General features: G+C 37.6%; 15 protein-coding genes. 2 read left to right on the top strand and 13 right to left on the bottom strand.

Annotated elements, in window-relative coordinates:
* Positions 1-53 precede the first annotated feature (53 nt).
* From Q0940_RS12595 to glyA, 12 genes are all read right to left on the bottom strand, one after another.
* Positions 54-1,049: an alpha/beta hydrolase gene (locus Q0940_RS12595; protein ID WP_299269054.1), complete on the bottom strand. Its 996-nt coding sequence runs from the start codon at positions 1,047-1,049 to the stop codon at positions 54-56.
* Positions 1,050-1,108: 59 nt separating this feature from the next.
* Positions 1,109-1,300, bottom strand: a complete 192-nt coding sequence (locus Q0940_RS12590; protein WP_299269052.1) for a hypothetical protein — start codon at positions 1,298-1,300, stop codon at positions 1,109-1,111.
* A gap of 223 nt (positions 1,301-1,523) precedes the next feature.
* Positions 1,524-2,498, bottom strand: coding sequence for a hypothetical protein (locus Q0940_RS12585; RefSeq protein ID WP_299269051.1), 975 nt, complete (start codon positions 2,496-2,498; stop codon positions 1,524-1,526).
* A 274-nt stretch (positions 2,499-2,772) separates the two neighbouring features.
* Positions 2,773-3,297 carry a phosphatidylglycerophosphatase A gene (locus Q0940_RS12580; protein ID WP_299269049.1) on the bottom strand — a complete coding sequence of 175 codons (525 nt, stop codon included), beginning with the start codon at positions 3,295-3,297 and terminating at the stop codon, positions 2,773-2,775.
* Positions 3,297-4,274, bottom strand: a complete 978-nt coding sequence (gene thiL, locus Q0940_RS12575) for a thiamine-phosphate kinase (RefSeq protein ID WP_299269048.1) — start codon at positions 4,272-4,274, stop codon at positions 3,297-3,299. The genes Q0940_RS12580 and thiL overlap by 1 nt, the downstream gene beginning before the upstream one ends.
* Positions 4,275-4,303: 29 nt before the next feature.
* Positions 4,304-4,723 (bottom strand): transcription antitermination factor NusB, encoded by a 420-nt coding sequence (gene nusB / locus Q0940_RS12570; RefSeq protein WP_299269046.1) that lies wholly within the window; start codon positions 4,721-4,723, stop codon positions 4,304-4,306.
* Positions 4,724-4,735: 12 nt separating this feature from the next.
* Positions 4,736-5,200, bottom strand: coding sequence for a 6,7-dimethyl-8-ribityllumazine synthase (gene ribE / locus Q0940_RS12565; RefSeq protein ID WP_299269045.1), 465 nt, complete (start codon positions 5,198-5,200; stop codon positions 4,736-4,738).
* A gap of 151 nt (positions 5,201-5,351) precedes the next feature.
* On the bottom strand, positions 5,352-6,461 hold the full coding sequence (ribBA, locus tag Q0940_RS12560) for a bifunctional 3,4-dihydroxy-2-butanone-4-phosphate synthase/GTP cyclohydrolase II (protein WP_299269043.1): 1,110 nt from the start codon (positions 6,459-6,461) through the stop codon (positions 5,352-5,354).
* Between the two features lie 37 nt (positions 6,462-6,498).
* Complete coding sequence (locus Q0940_RS12555; RefSeq protein ID WP_299269041.1) at positions 6,499-7,140, bottom strand: riboflavin synthase; 642 nt, start codon at positions 7,138-7,140, stop codon at positions 6,499-6,501.
* A gap of 3 nt (positions 7,141-7,143) precedes the next feature.
* The gene (ribD, locus tag Q0940_RS12550) at positions 7,144-8,313 is read right to left on the bottom strand and encodes a bifunctional diaminohydroxyphosphoribosylaminopyrimidine deaminase/5-amino-6-(5-phosphoribosylamino)uracil reductase RibD (protein WP_299269039.1); all 1,170 of its coding nucleotides are present in this window, start codon (positions 8,311-8,313) and stop codon (positions 7,144-7,146) included.
* Positions 8,314-8,372: 59 nt separating this feature from the next.
* Positions 8,373-8,873, bottom strand: a complete 501-nt coding sequence (gene nrdR, locus Q0940_RS12545) for a transcriptional regulator NrdR (RefSeq protein WP_299269036.1) — start codon at positions 8,871-8,873, stop codon at positions 8,373-8,375.
* A gap of 185 nt (positions 8,874-9,058) precedes the next feature.
* On the bottom strand, positions 9,059-10,315 hold the full coding sequence (gene glyA / locus Q0940_RS12540) for a serine hydroxymethyltransferase (RefSeq protein WP_299269034.1): 1,257 nt from the start codon (positions 10,313-10,315) through the stop codon (positions 9,059-9,061).
* A 416-nt stretch (positions 10,316-10,731) separates the two neighbouring features.
* On the opposite strand from glyA, the gene ettA reads away from it, so the two are divergent.
* Together ettA and Q0940_RS12530 are read left to right on the top strand one after the other, a co-directional pair.
* Entirely contained in the window at positions 10,732-12,411 is a 1,680-nt protein-coding gene (ettA, locus tag Q0940_RS12535) for an energy-dependent translational throttle protein EttA (RefSeq protein ID WP_299269032.1), read from the top strand.
* Positions 12,412-12,580: 169 nt separating this feature from the next.
* Complete coding sequence (locus Q0940_RS12530) at positions 12,581-12,940, top strand: PilZ domain-containing protein (RefSeq protein ID WP_299269031.1); 360 nt, start codon at positions 12,581-12,583, stop codon at positions 12,938-12,940.
* 100 nt (positions 12,941-13,040) lie between these two features.
* Here the strand turns inward: Q0940_RS12530 and radA are convergent, their stop codons facing one another.
* Positions 13,041-14,405 carry a DNA repair protein RadA gene (gene radA / locus Q0940_RS12525; RefSeq protein WP_105052344.1) on the bottom strand — a complete coding sequence of 455 codons (1,365 nt, stop codon included), beginning with the start codon at positions 14,403-14,405 and terminating at the stop codon, positions 13,041-13,043.
* Positions 14,406-14,703: the final 298 nt, after the last annotated feature.

The raw sequence follows: 14,703 nt of genomic DNA, 5'->3' as shown, positions 1-14,703 counted from the left end.
AATGGCGCTCTCTTAATAACGGAGCTCTATCTAAATGCAATCTAAAGTCGCATTTAATCAATCGCCTGATTAAAGGCCTTTATAAACGCAGGGTAATCTTCATAGAAAGGCATATGACCTAAGCCTTCTAATTCAATAAGCACTGAGTCTTTGATCAAGCTTTGAGTATGCTTTCCTAACTTAGTGTATTCGCCTAATTTTCTAGTTACGCCTTCTTTTAACCAACCTCTACCTGGACCTGTAGTATCTCTGGTTCCATTAATTAAATAGGTTTTACTTTGTATTTGAGGAAATCTGTCTACAATATTTTCAGAAAAAATTGGACCGTAGGTTAAGGCATTATTCCAAGCAACCACTTTCCAGTCGTCACCTGCTAACATGCCTTTTAAAGGCACTAATAACGTTTCATACTCTTTTGACCATTTACCTGCGTAATAAATCTTTTGCTGATAAGCTCTAGCTTTATCTACCGTTTTTCCTAGCTCATTTTTGTAGAAGAAATTCACGTCTTTAAACTCAGTATATTTACTGTAATCTTCCAAACCAATTGAGTTTATTAAAATAAGTTTATCTACTGTAGACACATAATTAACTGCAAATGTTGTGGCTATCATTCCGCCCATTGAGTGACCAACCAAAGTGATATTGTCTATCTTTAAGCTTTCTAACAACAATTTAGTATTTAGAGCAAACTGCCCCAAACTGTATTGATAAGCATCTGGTTTTGATGATTTACCAAAACCAATTTGATCTGGGATCAGTACTCTGTATTTTTTACTGACTAAATCGTTCGCCACATCTTCCCAGTAAAAACCAGCAAAGTTTTTACCGTGTAATAACACCACAACTTTTTCAGCATCTTTATTGCCAATATCCATATAACGCATTTTTAACGTTTGTTTTTGCGAATCAAATTCAAAGGTATTCACCTCAAATGGATAATCAAAACCATCAAGCTCTTTATTATATTTAACTGGGTTCTGAGCTGATGCATCCCCAGTGAAAGTTAAGATTAAAACAGACACTAAAATTAAAAAGGACTTATTCATATTAATTAACCTTATTTGAGTTTAAGTATTAAGGAGTTGTTATTTGGATGAGCTGGGTATTATTTAACATCACTATCAGATGTAACGTCTTGAGCTTGTGGCTCTTGTACTTGTGACTCTGGTGCTAAATTTTCATCAGTTTCAACTTCGACCCCATTTCCGCTAGCTTTTTTCAAACGTTTCTCTTCTTTCTTCTTCTTTTTAGCTAGTTCTTTTTGACGCTTTTCAAAACTATAATTTTGCTTAGCCATTGGATGTTCCTTCGAGCTGTACTCTCAATATTGTAACTGTAGAGTACGTTATTTTTTAATGCATTGCGCTGTTGTTCACACACATTTTTTAAATAATCTGAACTTGCAATAAGAAGTGTCGACAGGGGGATCGGTATTTAATAAATTCAGCTAGTTATAAAAAAGCCGGCAGACGCGGGCATTTGTTATGAAGAGTTAAGGTGTGACTTAAAAGTTCAAAGACTTATTTAACAGTCTCATCGCTTTCCTCATCGTCATCACCTTCAATAAAGCAAGATTCTATTACTTTTTTAGACGGCATTGCGCCAAAAGCTTGAGTCAAATTCACATCTTGTTTTTCAAAATCAATGATTGCTGGAACTAAATGTGTTCCACTGCTTATTTTGCGCTTTTTCAAAGCTTTTAATAAAGCAACATCATCTTCACTTGGTGATTTATCAAAAGTGAAATATACATAATGCACGGTTGCATTTACTTTTGCTGATACTCGTTTTTTAAATGGCAATAAGCGCTCAAAAAATTCATCATTTACAGCCTGTAACTGCTCTATTGTAGTGTTGTTCATATTGATGATAGACACTGATATTAATGAGGTAAAATAAGTTCTAAAAGCAAAGAACTCTAATCCTGCAACCTTAGTTTTATCTTCTTCATCTGTAATCGACAAACCAAGCTCTGCAATATCAAATTCAACTAATTGCTGTCCGTTAAGTAAAATGTCTTTTAAACGTTCACCTGGTGTTGCAAGCGTACTTAAAAATGCTGAATTACGTTTATTATTTTTAAACTTTTTGACCAATTTGATAATTAATAACAACAATGCAATTGCAAATACAACCTTGCCGCCAATACGTTGCCAAAAATCTAAATATGGACCTTCTGGATATTCATTGCCAGATTCAGTTAAAATATCATTCATCTCTTGGTAAGAAGCATACATGTAACTTCCATTGTTTCCTGCCATGAGCACTAATCTACCGTCATAGTTCCAAACTGGAATAAATAAAATACTTACCGACTTATAAATGTAACCGATATCTAAATATTCACCAGTGTCTAATTGAAAGCGTTCGTCATCAGGAAAGTCGATAACTTTAACAATATCTTCCCCACCGTAAGAAATAAGTCCAGCAGCTGCATTGGCAGACATAGCCGTGCCTATTAATAGTAATAACGTAAGTATGATTATTTTTTTCATTGTGATCCTTTTATGGGGGCGGCTATCGTGCAAAATACTAGGTATTTAATTGTGTACACTGGGGCTGTTTATATAAGTGTCAGCAAGTTAGCAATTAAGTTTTGGATTAACAATAAAATATTGAGAGAATAAGGTACAACAAGGGATCTCCCTATCTAATCTCGTAGTTTGGTATAATTATGAAAGGATTTTTCGTATTTAAAGCGAAGTTTTTTACAGCGTAGCTGCCACTACGCCGTAAATAAAGATGATTATATTGGGGATAATCTACACGTTAGTTTATATAGACTTGCAAATAAAATAGTATGCCAGCAGATATAATGCCCGCCACAATATCGTCTATCATTATGCCTAAACCGCCGTGAACGTGTTTGTCTAACCAAGAGATTGGCCAAGGCTTAATAATGTCAAAGAAACGAAATAGGATAAATCCAGCTAATACGTTCATCCATGTAAATGGCACAAAACACATGGTAATGAAAAAACCGGCAAATTCGTCCCACACAATAGATTTATGATCGTGAACACCAATATCAGAAGCTGCTTTGCCACAAATATATGGCCCGACTAAACAAGTGATCAAGGTAAATAACCAAAACGCCCAATCAGGAGAGTGAACAAAACAAAGATAAAAAGGAATGGCTGCAATAGTACCAAATGTACCTGGGCTAACTGGTAGCAAACCACTACCAAATCCAGTTGCTAACAAGTGTATTTTGTTACATATACTGAACTGTTTTTCTGCTGCTGGGTTGTCTTGGCTTTCTTCTATTTGTTTTTTTTCAACTGGCTCAGACATTATTGTTCCTTGGAAGAAAAGTGTTGGTATCCATTCGTATTGGGAGTCGGGTATCTTTCACCCGCTTTAACTAAGCTGATGCCGTTGTCTCCACTACGAATTTGACCGATACAAGTAAATTCAACCCCCATAGCTGTCGCGTTTTGCTCTAAAAAGCCTTTCTGCTCTTCAGGGAGAGTGAATAATAACTCATAATCTTCACCACCAATCAGCGCCATTACAGTTGCACTGTCTTCATCTAAACAAGCTTTTACGGCGGAAGATATTGGCAAGTTTGCCACATCTATTTCAGCCGATACTTTTGATGCTTTAAGTATATGAGAAAGATCTTGAATGAGACCGTCAGATATATCAATAGCAGCAGATGCAGCTCTACGAAGAACCTGTCCGGCGGCTAATCTAGCAACAGGAAAGTCAAACTTTCTTTCGGCTTGGACTAATGCTTCCGTTGAGACATTTAACTTATTCAGCTTAGCTGCAACAACCATTGCAGAATCACCTAAACTGCCAGTAACATAAATCCAATCACCAGCTTTAGCACCACTTCTAAGCAGCGCTTTATTCTCAGGAATAAAACCACTTAAAGAAACTGTGATAGCAAGTGGACCTTGAGTTGTATCGCCACCAATAATTTGAACGTTACAATATTCTGCAACCTCAAATAAACCATTAGCAAATTCTTCAATCCAAGCTTCATCTACACTCGGTAATGTTATAGCTACAGATGCCCAAGCAGGCTCTGCGCCCATAGCAGCAAAGTCACTTAAATTAACAGCTAAACAACGATGACCAATTGAGCGAGGAGATGTATCTGGGAAAAAATGAGTATTTTCCACCATAGTATCTGTGGCAACAACAAGTAACTTGTCTTGCGGTACTCGTGTTAGAGCGGCATCATCACCAATCCCTAACACTACATCCTTGCGTTTAGGCCCACGATCCGAGAAATACTTCTGGATGAGCTCAAACTCTTTCATACCAATATCCTAAAACACATATTTTTTTATTACACTAATGGTACGCGTAAATCTTTAAGCGCTTTGTCTAATACACCATTAACAAATTTATGACTGTCATCAGCGCCAAACTTCTTAGCTAACTCAATACCTTCATTTATTGCCACTTTATATGGCACATCAACGCGGTATTTAAGCTCAAACGCAGTTAAACGTAAGATAGCTTTTTCTATTTGATCAACTTCTTCAAACGGACGTTCAGTGTAAGGCGTTAATACAACATCAATGTCTTTATAATGTGTTACAACACCAGTAAGTAATTCTTGGAAGTATTGAACATCTACTTTTGATACATCGTTATCTAACAACATTTGTTGTTCAATATCAGTAACTGAGTTGTGGCTTAATTGCCAAGAGTAAATAGCTTGTACCGCTAATGCTCTGGCTTTTCTTCTTGCAGCAGGTTTCATTAAATAAAAGTCCTAAAGTTGAGCCATAACGTTGACCATTTCAAGCGCGCTTAATGCGGCTTCACCACCTTTGTTACCCGCTTTTGTGCCGGCACGTTCAATGGCTTGTTCAATGCTATCTGTCGTGATCACACCAAATGCTAATGGAATATCGAATTCCATAGAAACACTTGCTAGACCTTTGTTACATTCACCAGCAACAAAATCAAAATGTGGAGTTCCACCACGAATTACCGCACCAATAGCAATAATCGCATCGAATTTTCCAGACTTAGCCATTTTTTTAGCAGCAACAGGAAGTTCATACGCACCAGGAACATAAACAACGGTAATATCATCATCACTTACTTCACCGTGACGATCTAATGCGTCAAGTGCACCGTCTAATAAACTATCCACAATAAAGTGATTAAAGCGTGAAACTACAACAGCAAATTTCTTACCTGTAGCACGGAAGTTACCTTCAATTATGTTCATTCGTAAACCTTACTATTTTACTTAAAAAATTTTGCGCGATAATAACACAACAAAATATTTGATGTTAGGGATAAGCTTGCTAATACCTAGGGTATTTATAACTTTGATCAGTATTGGCTAGATAAAATAGCAATTACTGATCATTTACATACTATTCACTTACGTATTCAGTCACTTCTAAACCAAAACCAGATAATGCATGGTATTTTTTAGGAGAGCTTAACAGTCGCATTTTCTTAATACCTAATTGCGCTAATATTTGTGAACCAACACCGACATTACGAGATGTTCCAGTCCATTTAGCTGGCGCTAAGGTTTCACCTGAATCTTCAGCTTCAAAGCGTTTTACAATACTGATTAAATCAGACGGTTCTTCTTGTTTACCTAACAATACAAATACGCCGCCTTCTTCTGAAATTTTTTCTAATGCGCTATCAATCGCATAACTGCGATTAACTGAACGGTCAGACGATAAAAGATCGCTAAACGTATTTTGTAAATGAACTCGAACAAGTGGTGACTCTTGTGTCGTTACATCACCTTTAACTAACGCAAAATGAACTTGTTCATCAATAGTGTCTTTAAAGGTATATAAGTCGAACTCACCAAATTTAGTTGGTAATTTGCATTTCGCAATACGCTCAACGGTAGTTTCATTTAAATTACGGTATTCAATTAAATCAGCAATGGTGCCAATTTTTAAGTCGTGCTTTTCTGCAAATATTTCTAAATCTGGACGACGCGCCATTGAGCCATCTTCGTTCAAAATTTCAACGATAACACCCGCATCAACACGTCCTGCTAAACGGGCTAAATCAACAGCCGCTTCAGTGTGACCTGCGCGAGTTAATACACCACCTTTTTTAGCAACTAAAGGAAAAATATGACCCGGTTGAACAATGTCAGATGGTTTTGGGTTAGCCGATACCGCAGCTTGTACTGTTCTAGCTCTATCTGCTGCACTAATACCTGTTGTTACGCCTTCAGCCGCTTCAATAGAAACCGTAAAGTTTGTAGCAAATGCTGCATTATTGTTATCAACCATAAGCGATAAATTAAGTGCTATCGCTCTTTCTTCACTCATAGGTAAGCAAACTAAGCCACGTGCGTGCGTAACCATAAAGTTAATTTGTTCAGGCGTTAGCATGTCTGCTGCCATGATCAAATCACCTTCATTTTCCCTATCTTCGTCGTCCATAAGTATGACCATTTTGCCATGACGAATATCTTCAATTATTTCTTCAGGGGTATTTAATTTCATTTCTTCTACCAGAATCGTTTAAATCTAAATGAAGGTTCTATTTCAAAAAACCTGACTTTGCTAATAACCCCATAGTAACGCCATCATCTGATTTACTGACAAGACGTTCCACATATCGAGCGATTATATCAACTTCTACATTTACTGCAGTACCTACTGTTAACTTTTCTAACGTTGTTTGTTCTGATGTATGCGGAACAATCGTTAACTTGAACTTTTGAGCTTCAACATCATTGACCGTCAAGCTTACACCATCAATGGTGATTGAGCCTTTTTTTACCACGTATTTTGCAATATCACTTGGTAAATCAAACCATAAATCGATTGCTCTGCCATTATTAACAACACGAGTTAATTTGGCCACAGTGTCAACATGACCACTTACCATGTGTCCACCAAATCGAGTGGTTGGCAACATCGCTTTTTCTAAATTAACTAACTGACCGTCTTTATAATGGGCAAAACCTGTATGTTTAATGGTTTCATTTGATACATCAGCAACGTATCCGTTACTTGATAATTCAACAACCGTTAAGCAAACACCGTTTGTTGCGATACTGTCACCTAATTTCACATCTGATAAATCCAAGTCACCGCTGTTAACGGTTACTTGGTAATCTCCGCCTTTTTTTTGTAATGACGTTATTTTACCAATTGCTTCAACAATGCCTGTAAACACAGATTATTCCTCAGATTTTGTTAAATAGATTAGGCGCATATCTTGGCCTAACTGCGTTAACGTTTTAAGTTGTAATTCAATCGTTTGTTCCATAGCGTCAAATGGCCCTACAGGCATAACATCCTGTGCATTCATCCCCATAATCTTAGGAGCCATATAAACAATTAACTCATCAAACAAACCTTGTTGGACAAAACTAGCGGCTAATTTAGCGCCCGCCTCAACCCACAAATTATTAATTTCGTTTTTACCACACCAATCCAATAAAGCATCAATAGCAAAGCGGTTGCTAGCTTCGTCATAAGGTAACTGAACATAGCTAACATTATTGTGTGTCTTTTCTGGCAACGGCTGCGAGTCTTTTCTCACAATAACAATAGAATTATTGCTCAGGCTATTAGCATTAGTAGTAAATAAGTCTAACTCGCTTTGGCGTTTTTCATCTAATTCGCCACGACTGTCTAAAATAATTTTGAGCGGTTGTCTTATCTCTTTAACTACTTCATCCAACGGGTAAGAAAAGTTAAGTTGTTCTTCACGTACATTTAACTTTGCATTGTCAGCAATCACGGTTTTAGCTGTAGATAAAATAGCGCAAGCTTTGGCTCGATACGTTTGTACGTCAGCACGCGCTTCAGCACCCGTTATCCATTTACTTTCACCATTGCCTAATGCCGACTTACCATCTAGTGATGACGCCATTTTTACTGACACAAATGGCCGTTTATTTTCCATTCTTGAGAAAAACCCAAGGTTTAATGCTTTGGCATCTTGTTCTAACAAACCGACCTTTACGTCTACTCCGGCTTGCATTAATAACAATATACCTTTACCAGCAACCAAAGGATTCGTGTCTAACATGGCGACAACAACACGTTTGATATTTGCATTAATAAGTAAATTTGCACAAGGAGGCGTTCGTCCAAAGTGACTGCAAGGTTCTAATGTGACATAAGCGGTTGCGTCGGTAGTTTGATCAGGTGTTAAGTTGGCAAGCGCATTAACTTCAGCATGACCTGTTCCGGCTTTTTTATGCCAACCTTCACCAATAATTTTACCGTTTTTTACGATAACACAGCCCACATTGGGATTCGGGCTTGTGGTGAATTGTCCACGACTTGCCAATTTAATGGCTTTGGCCATAAATTGATGGTCGGCTAAAGAGAAAGTCATATTTGATATCTACATTAAGGTTCTGAGTTATTATTTTTTATTAATATTATTAACAAGGGTTATTCAAAAAGCTTAGATTGAAGTTTACTTAGCTCTGTTTTTTTATCCGCTTGCTGGCCAATTTTTGCAATTTCTTCACCAAACTCTTTAATATCTTCAAAAGAGCGATACACAGACGCAAAGCGAACATAAGCCACTTTATCGACTTGTACCAATCCATCCATGATCAAATTACCAATAAACTCAGAGCTGACTTCTCGTTCACCCGTCATTCTGATCTCTTTTTTAATGCTTAAAATTAACTGTTCAATTTGTTCGGTGCTAACCGGTCTTTTTTCTAACGCTCGTAAAATACCAGCGCTCATTTTATCTTCATTAAACGGTTCACGTTTACCATCTCGTTTTACCACTTTAGGCATAACTAATTCTGCGCCTTCAAAGCTAGTAAACCGCTCATTACATTGATTACATTCTCTACGACGACGAACCTGAGAACCACCGCCAACCAAACGAGAATCTATTACTTTAGTTTCCGTTGCTGAACAAAATGGACAATGCATAAATATACCTACTTGTATTTAATGTGATGGTTATGACGGTTTAATCAATATAATGGTTACTACAAAAGCAAATTACAATTGTAAACAAGCATAAAAAAACCGCGATATTCGCGGTTTTAGTTTAACACAGCTAAGGTGCTGTTTTCGAGCAACTATTTAGCTTAACTTTTGTACTCAGCCAATGCTTAGCCATAAACAGGGAAACGTGCGCAAAGGTCTTTAACTTTGCCTTTCACTGTTTCAATGTTTGCTTCGTCTTCAATATTGTCTAAAACGTCACAGATTAAGTTAGTTAACTCAACCATTTCAGCTTCTTTCATACCGCGACGAGTTACCGCAGGCGTACCTAAACGTAAGCCAGATGTAACAAATGGAGAACGTGGGTCATTAGGAACTGAGTTTTTGTTCACAGTGATAAATGCTTTACCTAACGCAGCATCAGCATCTTTACCTGTCATATCTTTTGCGATTAAATCAACTAAGAATAAGTGGTTTTGTGTACCGTTAGATACGATATCGTAGCCGCGAGACATCATTACTTCACACATTTTCTTCGCGTTAACAACAACTTGCTTTTGATATACTTTAAAGTCAGGTTGAAGTGCTTCTTTAAACGCAACCGCTTTAGCAGCAATAACGTGACACAAAGGACCACCTTGACCACCAGGGAATACAGCGCTGTTTAATTTTTTATATACATCTGCATCGCCACAACCAGAAATAATTAAACCACCACGAGGACCCGCTAATGTTTTATGAGTGGTTGTTGTTACAACGTGTGCAAAAGGCACTGGATTTGGGTATTCACCCGCAGCAACTAAACCTGCAACGTGAGCCATATCAACAAATAAGTATGCGCCAACTTCGTCAGCAATTTTACGGAAACGTTCCCAATCAACAATACCTGAATATGCTGAGAAACCAGCAATGATCATTTTAGGTTTGTGTTCACGTGCTAACTTTTCAACTTCTGCGTAATCTAACTCTCCAGTCTCTTCATTAATACCGTACTGAACAGCATTGTAAATTTTACCAGAGAAACTTACGTGAGAACCGTGAGTTAAGTGACCACCGTGAGCTAGGCTCATACCTAAAATAGTGTCACCTGGATTAACTAAGGCTTGGAATACAGCAGAGTTTGCTTGAGAACCTGAATGTGGCTGTACGTTAGCGTAATCAGAACCAAACAATTCATTAGCACGGTCAATCGCTAATTGCTCAGAAACGTCAACATATTCACAACCACCGTAATAACGCTTACCTGGGTAACCTTCAGCGTATTTATTAGTTAGTTGTGAGCCTTGAGCTTCCATAACACGTGGACTACAGTAGTTTTCAGAAGCGATAAGCTCAATATGATCTTCTTGACGTTTCGTTTCTTGTTGCATTGATTCCCATAACTCTGGGTCAAAATCGGCAATATTCATATCACGTTTTAGCATGTCCACACCTCGGCTGATTTAAGTTTCTAACAATCTTTAATAATAGTTAAAGTTGAAGTTATAAAGTAAAATTTGCGCGTATAATACGCGCTAATTTAAAAAAATAATATAGTCGAATCATTAGAAATATTTATGATTTAGAACAATTAAGTATCGTTGTTATGGTTTATTTGGCTTCCGGGTTTTACAGCTATTTAATTATTAAACTTATGAGTTAAACTATCTCTCATTCATTAAGGCTTATTTCATTGGCTTTTCAATGTTTAATAGTTCGTCAATTACACCGTTATTAGTTGATCTTACAAGCCCAGATCCGCTACCATCCTTTTACTTTATTAACTGCCTAGCAATAGCAACTATGTGTTATTAAATAGTAGCAGTAGAAACTAACAATTACTTAATTTTAAGGCTTTAACATGGCTCAAATTTTACCTGACAAGTTCATCATGTCGATGAATCGCGTTTCGAAGATCGTTCCGCCAAAACGTACAATATTAAAAGACATTTCACTAAGTTTTTTTCCTGGCGCTAAAATTGGTGTTTTAGGTTTAAACGGCTCAGGTAAATCAAGTTTACTTAAAATTATGGCGGGTGTTGATACAGAATTTGAAGGTGAAGCAAAAGCCCTTTCTGGTATTAAAATTGGTTATTTGCCACAAGAGCCTCAGCTTGATGAAAATCAAACGGTGCGCGAAGCGGTTGAAGAAGCAGTGTCTGAAGTAAAAAATGCCATGGCACGTCTTGACCAAGTTTATAGTGAATATGCTGAGGAAGGCGCTGACTTTGATGCACTTGCAAAAGAACAAGGTCAATTAGAAGATATTATCAACGCACAAGACGGTCATAACATTGATAACACTCTAGAGCGTGCTGCAGACGCATTACGTTTACCAGAATGGGATCAAAAAATTGCGGTACTCAGTGGTGGTGAACGTCGTCGTGTTGCTTTATGTCGTTTATTACTTGAAAAACCTGACATGTTATTACTCGATGAACCAACCAATCACTTGGATGCAGAGTCTGTTGCTTGGTTAGAGCGCTTCTTACATGATTACACAGGTACTGTTGTTGCCATTACCCATGATAGATATTTCTTAGATAATGTCGCCGGTTGGATTTTAGAATTAGACCGTGGCCATGGTATTCCTTATGAAGGCAATTATACTAATTGGCTTGAGCAAAAAGATGCACGTCTTGAACAAGAAAAACGTACTGAAAATGCTTTAGCTAAAACCATCAAACATGAACTTGATTGGGTTCGTTCAAATCCAAAAGGCCGCCAAGCAAAAAGTAAAGCGCGTATGGCTCGCTTTGAAGAGTTATCAAGTAATGAAAACCAAAAGCGTAATGAAACCAACGAATTGTATATTCCACCAGGGCCTCGCCTTGGCGATAAAGTGGTTGATGTTGAAAATTTAACTAAATCTTATGGCGATCGTGTCTTAATTGATGATTTAAGTTTCTCAATTCCTAAAGGCGCTATTGTCGGTATTATTGGCGCGAACGGCGCGGGTAAATCAACGTTGTTTAAAATGCTTTCAGGGGCTGAAACACCAGATTCAGGTACTGTCACTCTTGGTGATACTGTAAAACTTGCCAGTGTTGATCAATTCCGTGACGATATGGACGACTCTAAAACCGTTTATGAAGAAATATCAGAAGGCAGTGAGATCATTCAAATTGGTACTTATGAAGTTCCTTCGCGTGCTTATGTAGGCCGCTTTAACTTTAAAGGTTCTGATCAACAAAAGATCATTGGTCAATTATCTGGTGGTGAACGTAACCGAGTTCATTTAGCTAAGTTAGTAAAAACGGGCGGTAATGTATTATTACTGGATGAGCCAACCAATGACTTGGATATTGAAACCTTACGCGCATTGGAAGAAGCTATTTTAGAATTCCCAGGCTGTGCCATGGTTATCTCACATGACCGTTGGTTTTTAGATAGAATTGCCACTCATATAATCGATTATCGTGATGAAGGTCAGGTTAATTTCTTTGAAGGTAACTTTACTGAATATGACGAATGGATGAAGAAAACTTACGGTGCTGCGGCAGCAGAACCTCATAGGATCAAATACAAAAGATTAAAATAATCATCCGGTAAACCTTCTACTTTTACCAAGCGATAAATATTAAAAAGGGCATATACGCATTGTATTCATGCCCTTTTTTAATGCTTGCAATTTGAACAATCTAGAACCATGCTTATGCTAATCGAATAATAAAAACATTATATTTAATTCAACTGTTAAGGTTTTTCATATGGAAGATAAAAGACGTTTTACTCGTATCATCTTTTCCACTGTGGCAAGTTTAAAAATAGGTGACAAAGCCTATGAAACTAGCTTAGTCGACTTGTCTTTAAAAGGTGCGTTAATAAAATCTGAGACCGACCTAAGTGAATACACAGATAAAGATTGCACTCTGTCTTTTACCTTACCAGATACGGAGATCACCATTGAGCTCTTTGGCTTTATCGCTCATGTTGAAAAACAAAATATTGGCATAGCTTGTACTAAGATGGACTTGGAAAGTGTGTCCCATTTAAAACGTTTAATTACTCTAAATCTTGGTGATGAAGACTTTTTAAATAGAGAGTTAGCTAGCTTATCTTATCCGTAAATTACGCAAACGAGCTTTTTCTATGAAAGTAAAAAGCTCGTCACAAATTAAACTAAAAAGCCCAATAAAAATAAAGATCTCAATCTAGTTTTATAACATTTTACAAATGCTCTAACGCTTCCGATAATCTAGAGATGCCAATCACTTTCATTCCTGCAATCGGTTCTTTTGGCATATTCGATTTTGGTACTATCGCTTTTTTAAATCCATGTTTTGCCGCTTCTCTTAACCTTTCTTGTCCGCTTGGTACTGGACGAATTTCACCAGCCAAACCAACTTCACCAAAAACCACTAATTCACGGTCAAGTGGATGATCACGAAAGCTTGAAACCATAGCCAACAACAAGGCTAAATCCACGCTGGTCTCTGTGACTTTTACACCACCAACTACATTAACAAATACATCTTGGTCGCCCAGCATCAAACCGCCATGACGATGCAAAACAGCCAACAGCATAGCTAAACGATTTTGATCTAAACCAACAGCAATTCGACGAGGATTCCCCATTTGTGAAGCATCAACCAAAGCTTGTATTTCCACTAATAGCGGACGAGTTCCTTCCCATAAAACCGTAACTGAACTGCCAGAAGAATCCCCTTCTGCCCTATTCAAAAATATAGCCGATGGGTTGCTAACTTCTTTTAGCCCTTTGTCCGTCATGGCAAAAACTCCAAGTTCGTTTACCGCACCAAATCGGTTTTTAGTACCTCGTAAAGTTCTATAACGGCCATCTTCGTCGCCATCTAACATGACACTTGCATCAATACAGTGTTCTAGCACTTTAGGACCAGCAAGCGAACCGTCTTTCGTGACATGACCGACTAATACAACAGCTACATTATTCTGTTTAGCAAAGCGCGTCAAATAAGCTGCGCCCTCACGAACTTGCGACACGCTTCCCGGAGCTGAGGCTACGTCTAATACATGCATAACTTGAATTGAGTCCACCACAATTATTGATGGTTTTAAATTAACCGCGTGAGTACAAATAGTTTCTACATTGGTTTCGGCTAATACGTTTAACTTGTTGGTTGGTAAACCTAAACGGTGAGCGCGCATGGCAACTTGCTGTAAGCTTTCTTCACCTGTGACATAAAGCGTGGTCATATGCTCAGCTAAATAACACATGGTTTGTAATAACAAAGTACTTTTACCAGCACCTGGACTACCACCAATTAAGATAGCGGAGCCCGGAACAATTCCGCCGCCTAAAACTCGATCAAGTTCTTTATAGCCACTACTAAATCTAGGTAAAGCCTGTAAATCTATGCTACTTAAGGTTTGTACTTTATTTTCTACTTGGCCAGCATAACCTTCATATTTTGACGCGGCAGCAGCTTGCTTTGGAGCAACTCTAAATTCTGAAATGGTATTCCAAGCGCCGCACTCAGTGCACTGGCCTTGCCATCTTGGAAACTCCCCACCACAATCACTGCATACGTATGCTATTTTTGCTTTTGCCATCGACGTTTATTTCCTTTATTACAACCAAGTATTCAAAGTAGATGTTTAAGTTTACCCGATAAAGATAATTTCAATAAGCATAAACTCGTACCTAATGAACAATAATATCAATTATATAAATGAAACTAGCTAAGTCTTAACTTGATTATTTTGCTAACACGCTCTGATTTTCTATGGCATATTTGTTGCTTAGAAAGTGCATAAATTCAAATTCAAATTTACTTATTTAGTCATTTCAGTATAAATAAGTGGTTAACTATTTTACGACTCGCGTTTTAACAGCGATAATAAAAATAAT

The sequence above is a fragment of the uncultured Psychrosphaera sp. genome, assembly GCF_947500655.1.
Taxonomy (GTDB): Bacteria; Pseudomonadota; Gammaproteobacteria; order Enterobacterales; family Alteromonadaceae; genus Psychrosphaera.
This window is presented reverse-complemented; position numbering and strand designations above follow the sequence as displayed.

Bases quoted from the DNA above. Each gene is read 5' to 3' on its own strand.
- Q0940_RS12580 (WP_299269049.1), bottom strand. From the start codon at position 3,297: ATGTCTGAGCCAGTTGAAAAAAAACAAATAGAAGAAAGCCAAGACAAC.
- nrdR (WP_299269036.1), bottom strand. From the start codon at position 8,873: ATGCATTGTCCATTTTGTTCAGCAACGGAAACTAAAGTAATAGATTCT.
- ribBA (WP_299269043.1), bottom strand. From the start codon at position 6,461: ATGAAATTAAATACCCCTGAAGAAATAATTGAAGATATTCGTCATGGC.
- glyA (WP_299269034.1), bottom strand. From the start codon at position 10,315: ATGCTAAAACGTGATATGAATATTGCCGATTTTGACCCAGAGTTATGG.
- Q0940_RS12595 (WP_299269054.1), bottom strand. From the start codon at position 1,049: ATGAATAAGTCCTTTTTAATTTTAGTGTCTGTTTTAATCTTAACTTTC.
- Q0940_RS12585 (WP_299269051.1), bottom strand. From the start codon at position 2,498: ATGAAAAAAATAATCATACTTACGTTATTACTATTAATAGGCACGGCT.
- radA (WP_105052344.1), bottom strand. From the start codon at position 14,405: ATGGCAAAAGCAAAAATAGCATACGTATGCAGTGATTGTGGTGGGGAG.
- Q0940_RS12530 (WP_299269031.1), top strand. From the start codon at position 12,581: ATGGAAGATAAAAGACGTTTTACTCGTATCATCTTTTCCACTGTGGCA.
- ribD (WP_299269039.1), bottom strand. From the start codon at position 8,313: ATGACTTTCTCTTTAGCCGACCATCAATTTATGGCCAAAGCCATTAAA.
- nusB (WP_299269046.1), bottom strand. From the start codon at position 4,723: ATGAAACCTGCTGCAAGAAGAAAAGCCAGAGCATTAGCGGTACAAGCT.
- Q0940_RS12590 (WP_299269052.1), bottom strand. From the start codon at position 1,300: ATGGCTAAGCAAAATTATAGTTTTGAAAAGCGTCAAAAAGAACTAGCT.
- ribE (WP_299269045.1), bottom strand. From the start codon at position 5,200: ATGAACATAATTGAAGGTAACTTCCGTGCTACAGGTAAGAAATTTGCT.
- ettA (WP_299269032.1), top strand. From the start codon at position 10,732: ATGGCTCAAATTTTACCTGACAAGTTCATCATGTCGATGAATCGCGTT.
- thiL (WP_299269048.1), bottom strand. From the start codon at position 4,274: ATGAAAGAGTTTGAGCTCATCCAGAAGTATTTCTCGGATCGTGGGCCT.